This window comes from Citrobacter sp. FDAARGOS_156 (assembly GCF_001559235.2).
GTDB lineage: Bacteria > Pseudomonadota > Gammaproteobacteria > Enterobacterales > Enterobacteriaceae > Citrobacter > Citrobacter youngae.
On the sequence record NZ_CP014030.2, the window covers coordinates 4574344 to 4590679 of the forward strand.

Here is a 16336-nt window from a genome sequence, read left to right on the forward strand (position 1 = left end):
CATGCTGAAGCGAGACACCAGGAGACACACGGCGAAAGCTATGCTAAAACAGTCAGGATGCTACAGTAATACATTGACGTACTGCATGTATGCAGAGGACATCACATTACAGGCCGTCGCACGTATTGACAGCCCCCTTCCCAGGTAGCGGGAAGCACATTTTTGCAAACCCAGAGACAGGTTGTTTTTTGGCTCTGGAGACAGCTTATAACAGAGGATAACCGCGCATGGTGCTTGGCAAACCGCAAACAGACCCGACTCTCGAATGGTTCTTGTCTCATTGCCATATTCATAAGTACCCATCGAAGAGCACGCTGATTCACCAGGGTGAAAAAGCGGAAACGTTGTATTACATCGTTAAAGGCTCAGTGGCAGTGCTGATCAAAGATGAAGAAGGGAAAGAAATGATCCTCTCTTATCTGAATCAGGGCGATTTTATTGGTGAATTAGGCCTCTTCGAAGAAGGCCAGGAACGTAGCGCCTGGGTACGTGCCAAAACCGCATGTGAAGTCGCTGAAATTTCCTACAAAAAATTTCGCCAATTAATCCAGGTCAACCCAGATATTCTGATGCGTCTGTCTTCTCAGATGGCTCGTCGTCTGCAGGTAACGTCTGAAAAAGTAGGCAACCTTGCCTTCCTCGACGTAACTGGTCGTATCGCCCAGACTCTGCTGAATCTGGCGAAACAGCCTGACGCAATGACTCACCCGGACGGCATGCAGATTAAAATTACCCGCCAGGAAATTGGCCAGATCGTTGGCTGTTCCCGTGAAACCGTTGGTCGTATCCTGAAAATGCTGGAAGATCAGAATCTGATCTCCGCGCATGGTAAGACCATCGTCGTCTACGGCACGCGTTAATCCCATCGACATGGCGTGTTACGTAGTAATGCGCCATTTTTGTTTGCTCCGATGTGGCGAAGACTGATTTATCACCCCGAGATCAACTACGCACTACGACAGACGCTGGTGCTATGTTTACCTGTGGCTGTCGGCCTTATCATTGGTCAGCTTCATCTGGGGCTCTTATTCTCCCTCGTCCCTGCCTGCTGCAATATTGCCGGTCTTGATACCCCGCATAAGCGCTTTTTCAAACGCTTAGTGATTGGCGCGTCTTTGTTTGCCGGATGCAGTCTGATCATGCAGTTACTGCTGGCAAAAGATATACCGCTGCCGCTGATCCTCACCGGCCTGACGCTGATTCTTGGTGTAACCGCAGAATTAGGCCCTCTGCATGCGCGACTACTACCTGCCTCGCTTATCGCGGCAATTTTCACGCTCAGCCTGGCCGGGAACATGCCCGTCTGGGAGCCGCTGCTAATCTACGCGCTGGGCACATTGTGGTACGGCCTGTTCAACTGGTTCTGGTTCTGGATGTGGCGCGAGCAGCCGCTGCGTGAATCGCTCAGTTTGTTGTACCGCGAATTAGCCGATTACTGTGAGGCCAAGTACAGCATGCTGACCCAGCATGCCGATCCCGAAAAAGCGCTTCCTCCCCTGCTGGTGCGCCAGCAAAAAGCGGTGGATTTAATTACCCAGTGCTATCAGCAAATGCATATGCTGTCGGCGCATCGCAACAACGATTATAAGCGCCTGCTACGTGCCTTTCAGGAGGCGCTCGATTTACAGGAACATATTTCCGTTAGCCTCCACCAGCCGGAAGAGGTGCAAAAGCTGGTCGAACGTAGCCACGCCGAACAAGTGATTCGCTGGAATGCGCGCACCGTCGCCGAACGCCTTCGCGTACTGGCCGATGATATTTTGTATCACCGTTTGCCGACGCGTTTTTCAATGGATAAACAAATTGGCACGCTGGAGAAAATCGCCAACCAACATCCGGACAATCCGGTGGGTCAATTTTGCTACTGGCACTTCAGCCGTATTGCCCGTGTGCTACGCACCCAGCGACCACTGTATGCCCGGGATTTAATGGCTGACAAGCAGCGTCGGCTGCCGCTGATCCCTGCCCTGAAAAGCTATCTGTCGTTGAAATCCCCGGCGCTGCGTAATGCCGGACGCATCAGCGTCATGTTGAGCATTGCCAGCCTGATGGGCAGCGCCTTACACCTGCCAAAACCCTACTGGATTTTGATGACAATCCTGTTCGTCACGCAAAATGGCTATGGGGCGACCCGGGTACGTATTTTACACCGTTCAGTAGGGACGCTAGTCGGCCTGGTGATCGCCGGCGTCACACTGCACTTTCATATTCAGGAAGGTTACACGCTGGCAGGCATGCTGCTGATAACCCTGGTGAGTTATCTGACCATCCGCAAAAACTACGGCTGGGCTACCGTCGGCTTTACGGTCACCGCGGTATATACCCTGCAACTGCTGACGCTGAACGGGGAACAGTTTATCGTGCCGCGGTTTATCGATACGGTCACTGGCTGCCTGATCGCCTTTGGCGGAATGCTCTGGCTGTGGCCGCAGTGGCAGAGCGGTTTGCTGCGTAAAAACGCCCACGATGCGTTAGAAGCCGATCAGGAGGCTATTCGCCTGATCCTGAGCAACGATCCCCAGGCCACACCGCTGGCGTATCAACGCATGCGGGTCAACCAGGCGCATAACACGCTGTTCAACTCACTTAACCAGGCGATGCAGGAGCCTAGGTTCAACTCGCACTATCTGGCGGACATGAAACTGTGGGTTACGCATAGCCAGTTCATCGTCGAACACATCAACGCAATGACTACGCTGGCAAGGGAACATACGATGCTGACGCCGGATTTGGCGCAGCGGTATCTGGAATCCTGCGAAATTGCGATCCAACGCTGCCAGCAGCGGCTGGAATATGACGGCCCCGGAAGCTCCGGCGATGTGAATATTCTCGAGGCGCCAGAGATGCTGTCCCATGGGCCTTTAAGCACCCTTGAGCAGCACCTACAGCGGATATTGGGGCATCTGAATACCATGCACACCATTTCGTCGGTAGCATGGCGTCAGCGACCGCACCATGGGATCTGGCTGAGCCGCCGACTGCGGGATATGAAGGGTTAAGAGAGTTGCCGGATGGCGGCGTAACGCCTTATCCGGCCTACGGGGTAAGGTGTGATTCGTAGGCCGGATCAGCGTAGCGCCATCCGGCAATCCATCAACCCACCACTTTCGCCACGGCCTGCGCGAAGCGCTGCATCCCTTCATCAATATCAGCCTGCTCCACCACCAGCGACGGTGCAAAACGCATCACGTCCGGCCCGGCATTCAGTACCATCACGCCTTCATTCGCCGCGGCGTACAAGAAATCACGCGCCCGGCCTTTAAACTGCGGCTTCAGTTCGGCGCCGATCAGCAGTCCCATACCGCGAATGTCGCTGAAAATGTCAAACTGCTGGTCAATTTTCTGCAAATGCTGAACAAACGCCTGGCGTTTGGCCTGAATACCTTCCAGCACTTCCGGCGTGTTGATGATATCAAACGCAGCTCCCGCAACCGCGCAGGCCAGCGGGTTACCGCCGTATGTGGAGCCGTGTGAACCCACGTGGAACGCGGAGGCAATCTCCTGGGTGGTCAGCACCGCGCTCACCGGGAAACCGCCGCCGAGCGCCTTGGCGCTGGTCAGGATATCCGGCGTCACGCCGTAGTGCATATAGGCAAACAGTGAGCCGGTACGCCCCATTCCGCTCTGTACTTCATCAAATACCAACAGTGCCTGGTGCTGATCACAAAGTTCACGCAAACCTTGCAGGAATGCCGGCGTTGCCGCAGTAACGCCACCCTCGCCCTGAATAGGTTCGATCACCACCGCACAGGTGTGATCGTCCATCACCGCTTTGACCGCATGCAGATCGTTAAACGGTACATGGATGATATCCGCCGGTTTGGGTCCAAAGCCGTCGGAGTATTTCGGCTGCCCGCCGACGGATACGGTAAACAGCGAACGACCGTGAAACGCGTTATGGAAGGCAATAATCTTGGTCTTGAACGGGCTATGGCGCACGCAGGCATAGTGGCGCGCCAGCTTAAAGGCGGTTTCGTTAGCTTCGGTACCGGAGTTCATGAACAGTACGCGTTCGGCGAAGGTTGCATCAATGATTTTACGGCCTAAGCGCAACGCCGGTTCGTTGGTAAAAACATTGCTGGTATGCCACAGGGTTTCGCCCTGAGTTTTTAACGCCTCAACCAGCGCCGGATGGCAATGCCCTAACGCGGTAACTGCAATACCACCCGCGAAATCAACGTACTCTTTACCCTGTTGATCCCATACTCGACTCCCTTTCCCTTTTACAGGGATAAACTCAGCCGGTGCATAAATCGGCAGAATCACTTCATCGAATGTCGCGCGTGTAATTGCAGTTTGTTCAGTTGCCATGTCATTACCACCCTGTTAAGCAGAAATGCTAGTGAAATTATAATCACAAAATATGAATAAAAAATCACTGAATAGCAACCACAAATCACTGGTTGAGGAAATTAGCCAGCAGCTGATGCCCCTGTTCGCTGAGAATACTCTCCGGGTGAAACTGCACCCCTTCCATATCCCACTCCCGGTGGCGAATACCCATGATCTCCTGCGTTTCACTCCAGGCGGTCACCTCAAAGCACTCAGGCAACGTCTCAGGTGCGACCACCAGAGAATGGTAGCGCGTTACCGTTAATGGATTGGCGAGCCCCTGAAAAACGCCCTGCCCGTTATGCGTAATCGGCGACGTTTTACCATGCATCACTTTCGCTGCCCGCACCACGGTCGCACCAAAGGCCTGCGCCATCGCCTGATGGCCCAGACAAACACCCAGCAGAGGGATCTTCCCTGCGAAATAGCGAATAACCTCCAGCGAAATACCGGCGTCATCCGGCGTACAGGGTCCCGGGGAAATCACTATTTTCTGCGGATTCAGCGCATCAATTTGCGCCAGCGTCAGCGCGTCGTTGCGCCTGACAAGGACATCTGCGCCCAGTTCGCAGAAGTATTGATACAGGTTCCAGGTAAAAGAATCGTAGTTATCGATAAGCAGGATCATGGCGGCTCCGGTACAGAAGAACCGCGCTATTCTACTCAGTTTCCAGGGCTTCGCTTACCACTTTACGAAATATCGCCTGCAGTGCGGACAGGTCCCCCATGGCACCGCTTTGATTTGCCTGGTTCCACTCCTCAACCTGGATGCCCTCCCAGTTGAGTATATACCCGGCATGAATCGCCAACTGTTCGAAGAAAATACGCTGCGCCAGACCACTGCCGATGCGAAACGGGTGCAGCACATTAATTTCACAGTAGTAGTGTGCGAGGCGGTCGACAAACTTTTCTTGCGACAACCCCACCAGCCAGGACTCGTCTTCCAGGTCCTGCATCAGCGCATTGCCCTCTTTCTCGATATAAGCGAAATGGCAAAAGCGGGTATCGCCCTGGTAGATATCGACTTCTCGCAGATGTCCCGCCCAGTCAAAAATATCCTGATAGAGTTGGCGATGAATAGCACACAGATGCGGCAAACCCCGTTTAAGCGGGCCCAATTCGATAGTTGCCGCGCGCAGCGCCGTCAACTCATAAGCTGCCTGCGCCAGACGCTGCGCCTGATGAACCCCCAGCCGGTTACGCATGACATTCAGGCCCGGATACAAATAGGGGTCACGTCCATCACCGAATTTATCGCTCATAGTGCCTCCGCAATTCTTCAAGACGCGCCAGGGCGTCTTCAGCGCTCAGAGTAACCCGTGGAATATCCACGCCTTCCAGTCGCCGGCTTGCCTGGAAATTGGCATTTCGCCGTTGTTCCCAGATCCTGGACTTTTGTTTATCGGTGAGTTTTTTCACGTGACCTCCCTGAATGAGCCGACACTTGCCACAAGTATAAGCAGCAATTTCGGGTTACGCAGAGAAGGGAGAGAACGCGGGCAAGCGCTGCCCGCGCAAAATACGATTACGGCAGGACTTTGGCTGAAAGGATAACAATCGGTTTTGACGGAACATTCTGGTAAGGACCGACATCGTGGGTCTGAACCTGAGAGATCTTATCCGCGACATCCATACCTTTCACAACTTTACCAAAGACAGCGTAGCCAAAATCACGCTGGCCGTGATCGAGGAATGCATTGTCCGCAATGTTGATAAAGAACTGGCTGGTCGCGCTGTCTTTATCCGCAGTGCGCGCCATAGCAATCGTGCCACGGGTGTTACGCAGTCCGTTATCGGCTTCATTCTTGATTGGCGGGTTAGGTTTCTTCTGCTGCATCTGCTCGGTAAAACCACCACCCTGCACCATAAATCCTGGGATCACACGATGAAACGTGGTGTTGTTATAGAAACCGCTGTTGACATAATCGACAAAGTTTTGCACTGAAACTGGGGCTTTCTGACTGTTCAGCTCCAGCTCAATGTTACCGGCAGAAGTTGTCAGCAGGACATGCGGATCCCCTTTCGCTGCCAGCGCTGCGGGAGAGAGAGCAGAAAGAGCGAGAACAGCTGCAACAGCCGCCAGAGTCGATTTGAGCATGAGAATTCCTTAACAAGAGCAGAAATGAAGCAAGTGGATTGATTCTAAAGAGCCTTCATGAACAAGGCCATCCCTTTACCTAATTTTACGTACTTGAAACAAATGTAACCTCATAGCCGTAAATGTCTATGTGATCACGATCACATACAAAAATGTAACAGGCTCAGTAATTACCAAAAAACATTTAAATACATCACTAAAACGCCTAAAATCTGCCCGCTCACGGCGCCGTTAATGCGCCTTACACTTCTATACAGGCCAGTCATGACTAACAGCAATCGCATTAAGCTCACATGGATTAGCTTTCTCTCCTACGCCCTGACAGGTGCGTTGGTCATTGTCACCGGGATGGTGATGGGAAACATCGCAGACTATTTCCATTTGCCCGTTTCCAGTATGAGTAACACTTTCACCTTCCTGAATGCAGGTATCCTGATCTCTATTTTTCTGAATGCCTGGCTGATGGAAATCGTGCCGCTGAAAACGCAATTGCGTTTTGGCTTCATCCTGATGGTCCTGGCGGTCGCCGGACTGATGCTCAGCCACAGCCTGGCCTTGTTCTCTGCGGCCATGTTTGTGCTGGGTGTGGTGAGTGGTATCACCATGTCGATTGGTACATTCCTGGTGACCCAGATGTACGAAGGTCGCCAGCGCGGTTCCCGCCTGCTGTTTACTGACTCCTTCTTCAGCATGGCGGGGATGATTTTCCCGATGGTGGCAGCGTATCTGTTAGCGCGCAGCATCGAATGGTATTGGGTCTATGCCTGCATCGGCCTGGTCTACGTCGCCATTTTCCTGCTGACCTTTGGCTGCGAATTCCCGGCGCTGGGTAAACACGCGCAGCAACCGGACGCCCCGGTAGTGAAAGAAAAATGGGGTATTGGCGTGCTGTTCCTGGCGATCGCCGCGCTGTGCTACATCCTCGGTCAGTTGGGCTTTATCTCCTGGGTACCGGAATACGCTAAAAGCCTGGGCATGAGCCTGAACGATGCGGGTAAACTGGTCAGCGACTTCTGGATGTCTTACATGGTTGGCATGTGGGCGTTTAGTTTTATCCTGCGATTCTTCGATCTGCAGCGCATCCTGACCGTACTGGCAGGTCTGGCCACCGTTCTGATGTATCTGTTCATCACCGGCACGCCGGAACATATGCCGTGGTTCATTCTGACGCTGGGCTTCTTCTCCAGCGCGATTTATACCACCATTATTACCCTCGGCTCACAGCAGACGAAGGTCGCCTCACCAAAACTGGTTAACTTCGTTCTGACCTGCGGCACCATCGGTACTATGCTCACCTTCGTGGTCACCGGTCCTATTGTGGCGCACAGCGGCCCGCTGGCGGCATTGCAGACGGCGAACGGTTTGTATGCCGTCGTATTCGTGATGTGCTTTATTCTTGGGTTCGTCACGCGTCATCGCCAGCATAACGCGCCAGCCACGCATTAATCTCACTGCCGGATGGTATCTGTGCTATCCGGCACACTCTCGCGCCCTCTTCCTTTCACTGGTCATGTAGGCCAATTCTTACAAAAACCCCTTAAATTGTGCGCTTTTTATACAAACACGAAAAGCCAGTTAATTCCGTAACTTATAAAAATGCAGTTAAATCAGTCATATACCCCTTAAGGAGTATATAAGGCCGAATTTGATTTGTATCAATAAGTGCGGTTGCTGAATCGTTAAGGTAGGCAGTAATAGAAAAGAAATCGAGGCAAAAATGAGCAAAGTCAGACTCGCTATTATCGGTAATGGTATGGTCGGCCATCGCTTTATTGAGGATCTTCTTGATAAATCCGACGCTGCCAACTTTGATATTACCGTCTTCTGTGAAGAACCCCGCAAAGCGTACGACCGTGTACACCTGTCTTCCTACTTCTCCCACCACACCGCCGAAGAGCTTTCTCTGGTGCGTGAAGGATTCTATGAGAAGCACGGCGTTAAGGTGTTAGTGGGCGAACGCGCAATTACCATCAACCGCCAGGAGAAGGTAATCCACTCCAGCGCAGGTCGTACGGTCTATTACGATAAGCTGATCATGGCGACGGGCTCTTACCCGTGGATCCCACCGATTAAAGGTTCGGAAACCCAGGACTGCTTCGTTTACCGTACCATTGAAGACCTCAACGCCATTGAATCTTGCGCGCGCCGTAGCAAACGCGGCGCCGTTGTCGGTGGCGGCCTGCTGGGTCTGGAAGCCGCTGGTGCCCTGAAAAACCTCGGCGTTGAAACTCACGTCATTGAATTCGCCCCGATGCTGATGGCTGAACAGCTGGATCATATGGGTGGCGAGCAGTTACGTCGCAAAATTGAAAGCATGGGCGTGCGTGTGCACACCAGCAAAAACACCAAAGAGATCGTCCAGGAAGGCACCGAAGCGCGCAAAACCATGCGTTTTGCCGACGGTAGCGAACTGGAAGTCGATTTCATCGTCTTCTCTACCGGTATTCGTCCACGCGACAAACTGGCCACCCAGTGCGGCCTTGACGTCGCGCCACGCGGCGGTATCGTCATTAACGACACCTGCCAGACTTCTGACCCGGACATCTATGCCATCGGCGAATGCGCAAGCTGGAACAACCGCGTGTATGGTCTGGTCGCTCCTGGCTACAAAATGGCGCAGGTTGCCGTTGACCATATTCTCGAAACTGAAAACGCCTTTGAAGGCGCGGACCTGAGCGCCAAGCTGAAGCTGCTCGGCGTTGACGTTGGCGGTATTGGCGACGCGCATGCTCGCACGCCGGGAGCGCGTAGCTATGTTTACCTCGACGAAAGCAAAGAAGTCTACAAACGCCTCATCGTTAGTGAAGATAACAAAACCCTGCTGGGTGCGGTTCTGGTCGGTGATACCAGCGATTACGGCAACCTGCTACAGCTGGTGCTGAACGCCATCGAACTGCCAGAAAACCCGGACTCACTGATTCTGCCAGCACACGCGGGCAGCGGTAAGCCGTCTATCGGCGTGGATAAACTGCCGGACAGCGCGCAGATTTGTTCCTGTTTTGACGTCACCAAAGGCATGCTGATTGCCGCTATCAACAAAGGTTGTCACACCGTTGCGGCGCTGAAAGCCGAAACCAAAGCCGGTACCGGCTGCGGCGGTTGTATCCCGCTGGTAACGCAGGTCCTGAACGCCGAACTGGCGAAACAGGGTATCGAAGTGAATAACAACCTGTGTGAACACTTCCCGTATTCACGTCAGGAACTGTTCCACCTGATCCGCGTAGAAGGCATTAAAACTTTCGAAGAGTTGCTGGCTAAACACGGTAAAGGTTACGGCTGTGAAGTGTGCAAACCTACCGTCGGTTCCCTGCTGGCGTCCTGCTGGAATGAGTACATCCTCAAACCACAGCACACGCCGCTGCAGGACACCAACGACAACTTCCTGGCGAACATCCAGAAAGACGGTACTTACTCCGTGATCCCGCGCTCTGCGGGTGGCGAAATTACCCCTGAAGGCCTGGTGGCTGTCGGTCGTATCGCGCGTGAATTTAACCTGTACACCAAAATTACCGGTTCTCAGCGTATCGGCCTGTTCGGCGCGCAGAAAGATGACCTGCCGGAAATCTGGCGTCAGCTGATTGAAGCCGGTTTTGAAACCGGTCACGCGTATGCCAAAGCGCTGCGTATGGCGAAAACCTGCGTAGGTAGCACCTGGTGCCGTTACGGCGTCGGCGATAGCGTCGGCTTCGGCGTGGAGCTGGAAAATCGTTACAAAGGCATTCGTACCCCGCACAAAATGAAATTCGGCGTCTCCGGTTGTACCCGCGAATGTGCGGAAGCTCAGGGCAAAGACGTGGGTATCATCGCCACTGAGAAAGGCTGGAACCTGTACGTTTGTGGTAACGGCGGGATGAAACCGCGTCATGCAGACCTGCTGGCGGCCGATGTCGATCGTGAAACGCTGCTCAAGTACCTTGACCGCTTTATGATGTTCTACATCCGTACTGCGGACAAACTGACCCGTACTGCACCGTGGTTAGATAACCTGGAAGGCGGCATCGAGTATCTGAAATCAGTCATCATCGACGACAAACTGGGGTTGAACCAGCACCTGGAAGAAGAGATGGCTCGTCTGCGTGAAGCGGTAGTATGTGAGTGGACAGAAACGGTTAACACCCCATCCGCACAGGTTCGCTTTAAACACTTTATCAACAGCGATCAACGCGATCCGAATGTTCAGGTTGTACCTGAGCGCGAACAACATCGTCCGGCTACGCCTTATGAGCGTATTCCGGTGACTCTGGTGGAGGAAAACGCATGAGCCAGTGGAAAAACATCTGCAAAATCGATGACATTCTGCCTGCGACAGGCGTCTGCGCCCTGTTAGGTACTGAGCAGGTTGCTATTTTCCGCCCGTATCACAGCGATCAGGTGTTTGCGATCAGCAATATCGACCCATTCTTTGAATCCAGCGTACTGTCGCGTGGGTTGATTGCTGAACATCAGGGCGAATTGTGGGTCGCCAGTCCGCTGAAGAAACAACGCTTTCGTTTAAGCGATGGGCTGTGCATGGAAGACGAACAATTCTCCGTGAAACATTACGAAGCGCGAGTGAAAGACGGCACGGTACAACTGCGCGGTTAATTAATTTTTGGGAGGCGCAACGCCTCCCCTTTTTTGACGTATTTGTAGGTCTTTTATTGGTAGGCCTGATAAGCGTAGCGCCATCAGGCAATTGCAAAAGCACATTGCCGGATGGCGGCATAAATGCCTTATCCGGCCTACGGTTACGATTTCTTTTTATTTTTGTACTTCAAGGATAATCAACACATGTTCACAGACACTATCAATAAGTGTGCGGCTAACGCTGCGCGCATCGCACGCCTGTCGGCAAATAACCCGCTCGGGTTCTGGGTCAGTTCGGCAATGGCAGGGGCCTACGTTGGCCTCGGCATCATCCTTATTTTTACCCTCGGTAACCTGCTCGACCCGTCCGTACGTCCGCTGGTGATGGGTGCAACCTTTGGTATCGCCTTAACGCTGGTTATTATTGCCGGTTCAGAACTGTTTACCGGTCACACCATGTTCCTGACGCTTGGCGTCAAAGCGGGCACCATCAGCCACGGTCAAATGTGGGCTATCCTGCCGCAAACCTGGCTGGGAAATCTGGTCGGATCCGTGTTTGTCGCCCTGCTTTATAGCTGGGGAGGCGGCAGTCTGCTGCCGGTCGATACCAGCATAGTGCATACGGTCGCGCTGGCGAAAACTACCGCACCTACAACAGTGCTGTTCTTTAAAGGCGCGCTATGTAACTGGTTGGTTTGTCTGGCAATCTGGATGGCAATCCGCACCGAAGGCGCGGCAAAATTCCTCGCTATCTGGTGGTGTCTGCTGGCGTTTATCGCTTCAGGCTACGAGCACTCGGTGGCCAACATGACGCTGTTTGCCCTTTCCTGGTTCGGTCATCACAGCGAAGCTTATACCCTGTCCGGAATTGGTCATAACCTTCTGTGGGTGACACTCGGTAATACTTTGTCCGGTGTCGTATTCATGGGATTGGGTTATTGGTATGCTACGCCAAAATCGGAGCGTCCGGCTCCGGCAAAAATCAACCAGCCAGAGGCTGCTGCCAATAATTAATTAAGGGGTAATGTCGTGGACCATTTGCCTATATTTTGTCAACTACGTGACCGCGACTGCTTGATCGTCGGCGGTGGTGATGTCGCAGAACGCAAAGCGCGGTTACTGCTGGAAGCTGGCGCCCGTTTAACGGTTAATGCGCTGGCGTTTATTCCGCAGTTCACCGTATGGGCAAATGAAGGCATGCTGACGCTGGTTGAGGGGCCATTCGATGAAGCCCTGCTCGACTCTTGCTGGCTGGCTATCGCCGCTACTGACGACGATGCCGTTAATCTTAGCGTCAGCAATGCCGCAGAGACACGCCGTATTTTCTGTAACGTGGTCGATGCGCCAAAAGCGGCCAGTTTTATCATGCCCTCCATTATCGACCGCTCTCCGCTGATGGTGGCGGTCTCCTCAGGCGGTACATCCCCTGTTCTTGCCCGCCTGCTGCGTGAAAGACTCGAATCCGTGTTGCCGCAGCATCTGGGCCAGGTCGCACAATATGCCGGACAACTGCGCTCCCGCGTGAAAAAACAGTTTGCCAGCATGGGTGAACGTCGCCGCTTCTGGGAAAAATTGTTCGTTAACGACCGCCTGGCGCAGTCACTGGCGAACAACGACCAGCAAGCCGTAGAAGAAACCACCGAGCAGTTGCTCAGCGAACCGCTGGATCACCGGGGTGAAGTGGTATTGGTGGGTGCCGGTCCTGGTGATGCCGGGCTGCTGACGCTGAAAGGGCTACAGCAGATCCAGCAAGCTGATGTTGTGGTATATGACCGTCTGGTTTCTGACGACATCATGAACCTCGTACGCCGCGATGCAGATCGTGTGTTCGTAGGCAAACGTGCGGGTTATCACTGCGTTCCGCAGGAAGAGATCAACCAGATCCTGCTGCGTGAAGCGCAACAAGGTAAACGCGTAGTGCGACTGAAAGGCGGTGACCCGTTCATCTTTGGCCGCGGTGGCGAAGAGCTGGAAACCCTGTGTCATGCCGGTATTCCATTCTCTGTCGTGCCAGGCATTACAGCGGCTTCTGGCTGTTCTGCTTATTCCGGTATCCCACTGACTCATCGCGATTATGCGCAGAGCGTACGCCTGGTCACCGGGCACCTGAAAACAGGCGGTGAGCTGGACTGGGAGAACCTGGCAGCAGAGAAACAAACGTTGGTGTTCTATATGGGACTGAATCAGGCGGCAACGATTCAGGAAAAACTCATCGAGTTTGGTATGCAAGCCGATATGCCGGTTGCCCTGGTCGAGAATGGTACTGCCGTAACACAGCGCGTCGTCAGCGGTGTGCTGACACAGCTCGGTGAACTGGCAAAACAGGTTGAAAGCCCGGCGCTGATTATCGTGGGTCGTGTTGTGGGATTACGCGATAAGCTGAACTGGTTCTCGAACCATTGATTCACATCAGCGAAATAACCAACGGTATACCGTTCTGAAATCGTTCCGCTAATTAACACAAACGGCAGTCCTGGAATCTCTTTCCTGACTGCCGTTTTTATTTCTCACCTGTTTTTCAAAGCATATTTCCTTGTCTTTGAGTAGTCCTTATCTGGACTACCTCCCTGTTCCATTACTTGATATTTTCACCGGCGGAAAATGGATTTTTTCCATTTTTTTCATATATATAAATAGTTATATCTACAAGGATTTCGTTATGCTTAAGATTGCAAAAATTGCCCTTGTGGCAGGGATTCTGACGACGTTGACCGCTTGTACGGGTCATATTGAAAACCGTAATAAAACCTGCTCGTATGATTACCTGCTGCACCCGGCAATTTCAATTTCTAAAATGATTGGCGGTTGCGGCGCAGTGGCTGAATAATCAATAAATCTCTTTGCGCAGATACAAAAAAACCGGGAAATTCCCGGTTTTTTCAGCAATGCAGAAAGTATTACGGCTTGGCAACAAAGCCAATAGCCTCATACACGGCTTTCAGCGTAACAGAGGCACGCGCGCTGGCTTTTTCCGCGCCCTCCTTCATCACTTTCTGCAGGAAGGCTTCATCGTTACGGAAACGGTGATAGCGCTCCTGAAGCTCGGTCAGCATACCGGAAACGGCCTCTGCGACTTCACCTTTCAGATGACCATACATTTTGCCTTCAAAGTGCTGTTCCAGCTCAGGAATGCTCTGGCCAGTAACGGCAGAGAGGATATCCAGCAGGTTGGAAACACCCGCTTTATTCTGCACGTCGTAGCGCACAACCGGCGGCTCTTCCGAGTCGGTCATCGCGCGTTTGATTTTCTTAACCACTGATTTCGGATCTTCCAGCAAGCCGATCACGTTATTGCGGTTGTCATCCGACTTGGACATTTTCTTCGTCGGTTCCAGCAGCGACATGACGCGCGCACCGGATTTCGGAATAAACGGCTCAGGCACTTTAAAGATATCGCCGTACAGGGCGTTAAAACGTTGAGCGATATCACGGCTCAGTTCCAGATGCTGTTTCTGATCTTCACCAACCGGTACCTGGTTGGTCTGATACAACAGAATATCCGCCGCCATCAGCACCGGGTAATCAAACAGCCCGGCGTTGATGTTCTCCGCATAGCGTGCGGATTTATCTTTGAACTGGGTCATACGGCTCAGCTCGCCGAAATAGGTGTAGCAGTTCAGCGCCCAACCTAACTGTGCGTGTTCCGGCACATGAGACTGGACGAAAATGGTGCTTTTTTCAGGATCGATACCGCATGCCAGGTACAGCGCCAGCGTATCCAGCGTTGCTTTACGCAACTGCTGAGCGTCCTGACGAACGGTGATAGCATGTTGGTCAACGATGCAGTAGATGCAATGGTAGTCATCCTGCATGCTCACCCACTGACGCAGCGCACCCATATAGTTGCCAATGGTCAATTCACCTGAGGGCTGTGCGCCACTAAAAACGATGGGCTTAGTCATTTTTTGATTCCTGATTTTCGCTATGCGGAAGCCCGAGAGCGGGCAGTAGTTCATTAATACGGTCGTAAATAATGTCGGGCTGGCTCAGCGCGATCGACTCACCGTAGTTGTAGCCATAGGTCAGGCCAACGGACGGACAGCCAGCAGCTTTTGCCGCCTGAATATCATTGCGTGAATCCCCTACGAAGAGCATTTGCTCAGGCTTGATGCCAAGCTTGCTTGCCACCAGCAGCAGCGGATCCGGATGCGGTTTTTTGTTCTGTACGTCATCACCACCGATGACCACGCTAAAATATTTGGCAATATCCAGCGCATCAAGCAATGGCGCGACAAACGGCGTCGGTTTGTTGGTTACCAGACCCAGCGGTAATCCTTTCGCATGCAGCGCGCCCAGCGTGTCGGCAACATCAGGGAACAGGAATGTCCCCTCTTCTGCGACATCGCCGTAGTATCTGTCGAACAGCTTGCGCAAAATACGCACCTGTTCCTCGGCGGGAATATCATCATCAACGGGCGGTTTACCCATCGTTTTGCGTAAGGTCGCGCGTTCCTGACGAGACCACGCCAGCGCGCGCTCCATCAGTACGTCTGCGCCATTGCCAATCCAGGTGATAACGCGTTCTTCACCGGCTACCGGCAGTTCCAGCGCATACAGCGCCATATCCACCGCTGCGGCTAATCCCGGCGCACTGTCAACCAGTGTACCGTCGAGGTCAAATGCTACGCCCCGAATGTCCTGAAATTTATCCATGACTTACCTTCGCCAGTTCATTGCGCATTTCATCAATGACTTTTTTGTAGTCTGGTTGGTCGAAAATAGCAGAGCCTGCGACAAACATATCCGCACCGGCAGCCGCGATTTCACCAATGTTGTTCACCTTAACGCCGCCGTCCACTTCCAGACGGATGTCATAGCCAGATTCATCAATGCGACGGCGCACTTCGCGCAGCTTATCCAGCGTTTGCGGGATAAAGGACTGTCCACCAAAGCCTGGGTTAACGGACATCAGCAGGATCACGTCGAGCTTATCCATGACGTAGTCCAGATAACTCAGCGGTGTTGCCGGGTTGAACACCAGCCCCGCTTTACAGCCATGCTCTTTGATCAGCTGTAAAGTGCGATCGACGTGTTCGGAGGCTTCCGGGTGAAAAGTAATGATGCTGGCGCCAGCGGCGGCGAAGTCCGGGACAATACGATCAACGGGCTTCACCATCAGATGAACATCAATCGGAGCGGTGATGCCATATTTACGCAGCGATTTCAGTACCATCGGGCCGATGGTCAGGTTCGGCACGTAGTGGTTGTCCATGACGTCGAAGTGAACGACATCAGCACCCGCGGTCAGCGCTTTCGCGGTGTCCTCACCCAGGCGGGCAAAATCAGCCGACAGAATTGAGGGGGCAATCAAATACTGTTTCATCCGCTTCTCCTTGAGAA

The 16336-nt window shown here is 53.0% G+C and carries 16 protein-coding genes; 8 read left to right on the plus strand and 8 right to left on the minus strand.

Going from position 1 to position 16336, the window contains the following annotated elements; translation table 11 throughout:
* The first annotated feature begins 227 nt into the window (after positions 1-227).
* A complete protein-coding gene (gene crp, locus AL515_RS22695) occupies positions 228-860 on the plus strand; it encodes a cAMP-activated global transcriptional regulator CRP (protein WP_000242758.1) in 633 nt (210 codons plus the stop codon).
* 51 nt (positions 861-911) lie between these two features.
* Entirely contained in the window at positions 912-2999 is a 2088-nt protein-coding gene (locus tag AL515_RS22700) for a YccS/YhfK family putative transporter (RefSeq protein ID WP_061068862.1), read from the plus strand.
* A gap of 94 nt (positions 3000-3093) precedes the next feature.
* On the opposite strand, the gene argD is transcribed toward AL515_RS22700, so the two are convergent.
* From argD to ppiA, 5 genes are all read right to left on the minus strand, one after another.
* Entirely contained in the window at positions 3094-4311 is a 1218-nt protein-coding gene (gene argD, locus AL515_RS22705) for a bifunctional acetylornithine/succinyldiaminopimelate transaminase (RefSeq protein ID WP_048213535.1), read from the minus strand.
* 85 nt (positions 4312-4396) lie between these two features.
* The gene (pabA, locus tag AL515_RS22710; protein WP_048213536.1) at positions 4397-4960 is read right to left on the minus strand and encodes an aminodeoxychorismate synthase component 2; all 564 of its coding nucleotides are present in this window, start codon (positions 4958-4960) and stop codon (positions 4397-4399) included.
* 31 nt (positions 4961-4991) lie between these two features.
* Entirely contained in the window at positions 4992-5594 is a 603-nt protein-coding gene (locus tag AL515_RS22715) for a putative adenosine monophosphate-protein transferase Fic (RefSeq protein ID WP_061068723.1), read from the minus strand.
* The gene (locus tag AL515_RS22720) at positions 5584-5751 is read right to left on the minus strand and encodes a YhfG family protein (protein WP_071887396.1); all 168 of its coding nucleotides are present in this window, start codon (positions 5749-5751) and stop codon (positions 5584-5586) included. Before AL515_RS22720 ends, AL515_RS22715 begins: the two co-directional genes overlap by 11 nt.
* A gap of 106 nt (positions 5752-5857) precedes the next feature.
* A complete protein-coding gene (gene ppiA, locus AL515_RS22725) occupies positions 5858-6430 on the minus strand; it encodes a peptidylprolyl isomerase A (RefSeq protein WP_003023595.1) in 573 nt (190 codons plus the stop codon).
* 264 nt (positions 6431-6694) lie between these two features.
* On the opposite strand from ppiA, the gene tsgA reads away from it, so the two are divergent.
* From tsgA to AL515_RS22755, 6 genes are all read left to right on the plus strand, one after another.
* A complete protein-coding gene (gene tsgA, locus AL515_RS22730; protein WP_048213538.1) occupies positions 6695-7876 on the plus strand; it encodes an MFS transporter TsgA in 1182 nt (393 codons plus the stop codon).
* A gap of 271 nt (positions 7877-8147) precedes the next feature.
* On the plus strand, positions 8148-10691 hold the full coding sequence (gene nirB / locus AL515_RS22735) for an NADPH-nitrite reductase large subunit (RefSeq protein WP_061068724.1): 2544 nt from the start codon (positions 8148-8150) through the stop codon (positions 10689-10691).
* Positions 10688-11014 (plus strand): nitrite reductase small subunit NirD, encoded by a 327-nt coding sequence (nirD, locus tag AL515_RS22740; protein ID WP_005121659.1) that lies wholly within the window; start codon positions 10688-10690, stop codon positions 11012-11014. The genes nirB and nirD overlap by 4 nt, the downstream gene beginning before the upstream one ends.
* Before the next feature lie 186 nt (positions 11015-11200).
* A complete protein-coding gene (nirC, locus tag AL515_RS22745; RefSeq protein WP_061068863.1) occupies positions 11201-12010 on the plus strand; it encodes a nitrite transporter NirC in 810 nt (269 codons plus the stop codon).
* Between the two features lie 15 nt (positions 12011-12025).
* The gene (gene cysG, locus AL515_RS22750) at positions 12026-13399 is read left to right on the plus strand and encodes a siroheme synthase CysG (protein ID WP_048213540.1); all 1374 of its coding nucleotides are present in this window, start codon (positions 12026-12028) and stop codon (positions 13397-13399) included.
* 256 nt (positions 13400-13655) lie between these two features.
* The gene (locus AL515_RS22755) at positions 13656-13823 is read left to right on the plus strand and encodes a YhfL family protein (protein ID WP_048213798.1); all 168 of its coding nucleotides are present in this window, start codon (positions 13656-13658) and stop codon (positions 13821-13823) included.
* Between the two features lie 70 nt (positions 13824-13893).
* Here the strand turns inward: AL515_RS22755 and trpS are convergent, their stop codons facing one another.
* Genes trpS through rpe form a run of 3 tightly spaced genes read right to left on the minus strand, consistent with a single transcriptional unit; the run spans position 13894 to position 16319 of the window.
* Entirely contained in the window at positions 13894-14898 is a 1005-nt protein-coding gene (gene trpS, locus AL515_RS22760; protein ID WP_061068725.1) for a tryptophan--tRNA ligase, read from the minus strand.
* Positions 14891-15649 carry a phosphoglycolate phosphatase gene (gene gph / locus AL515_RS22765; RefSeq protein ID WP_061068726.1) on the minus strand — a complete coding sequence of 253 codons (759 nt, stop codon included), beginning with the start codon at positions 15647-15649 and terminating at the stop codon, positions 14891-14893. The genes trpS and gph overlap by 8 nt, the downstream gene beginning before the upstream one ends.
* A complete protein-coding gene (rpe, locus tag AL515_RS22770) occupies positions 15642-16319 on the minus strand; it encodes a ribulose-phosphate 3-epimerase (RefSeq protein WP_040231743.1) in 678 nt (225 codons plus the stop codon). The genes gph and rpe overlap by 8 nt, the downstream gene beginning before the upstream one ends.
* Positions 16320-16336 lie beyond the last annotated feature (17 nt).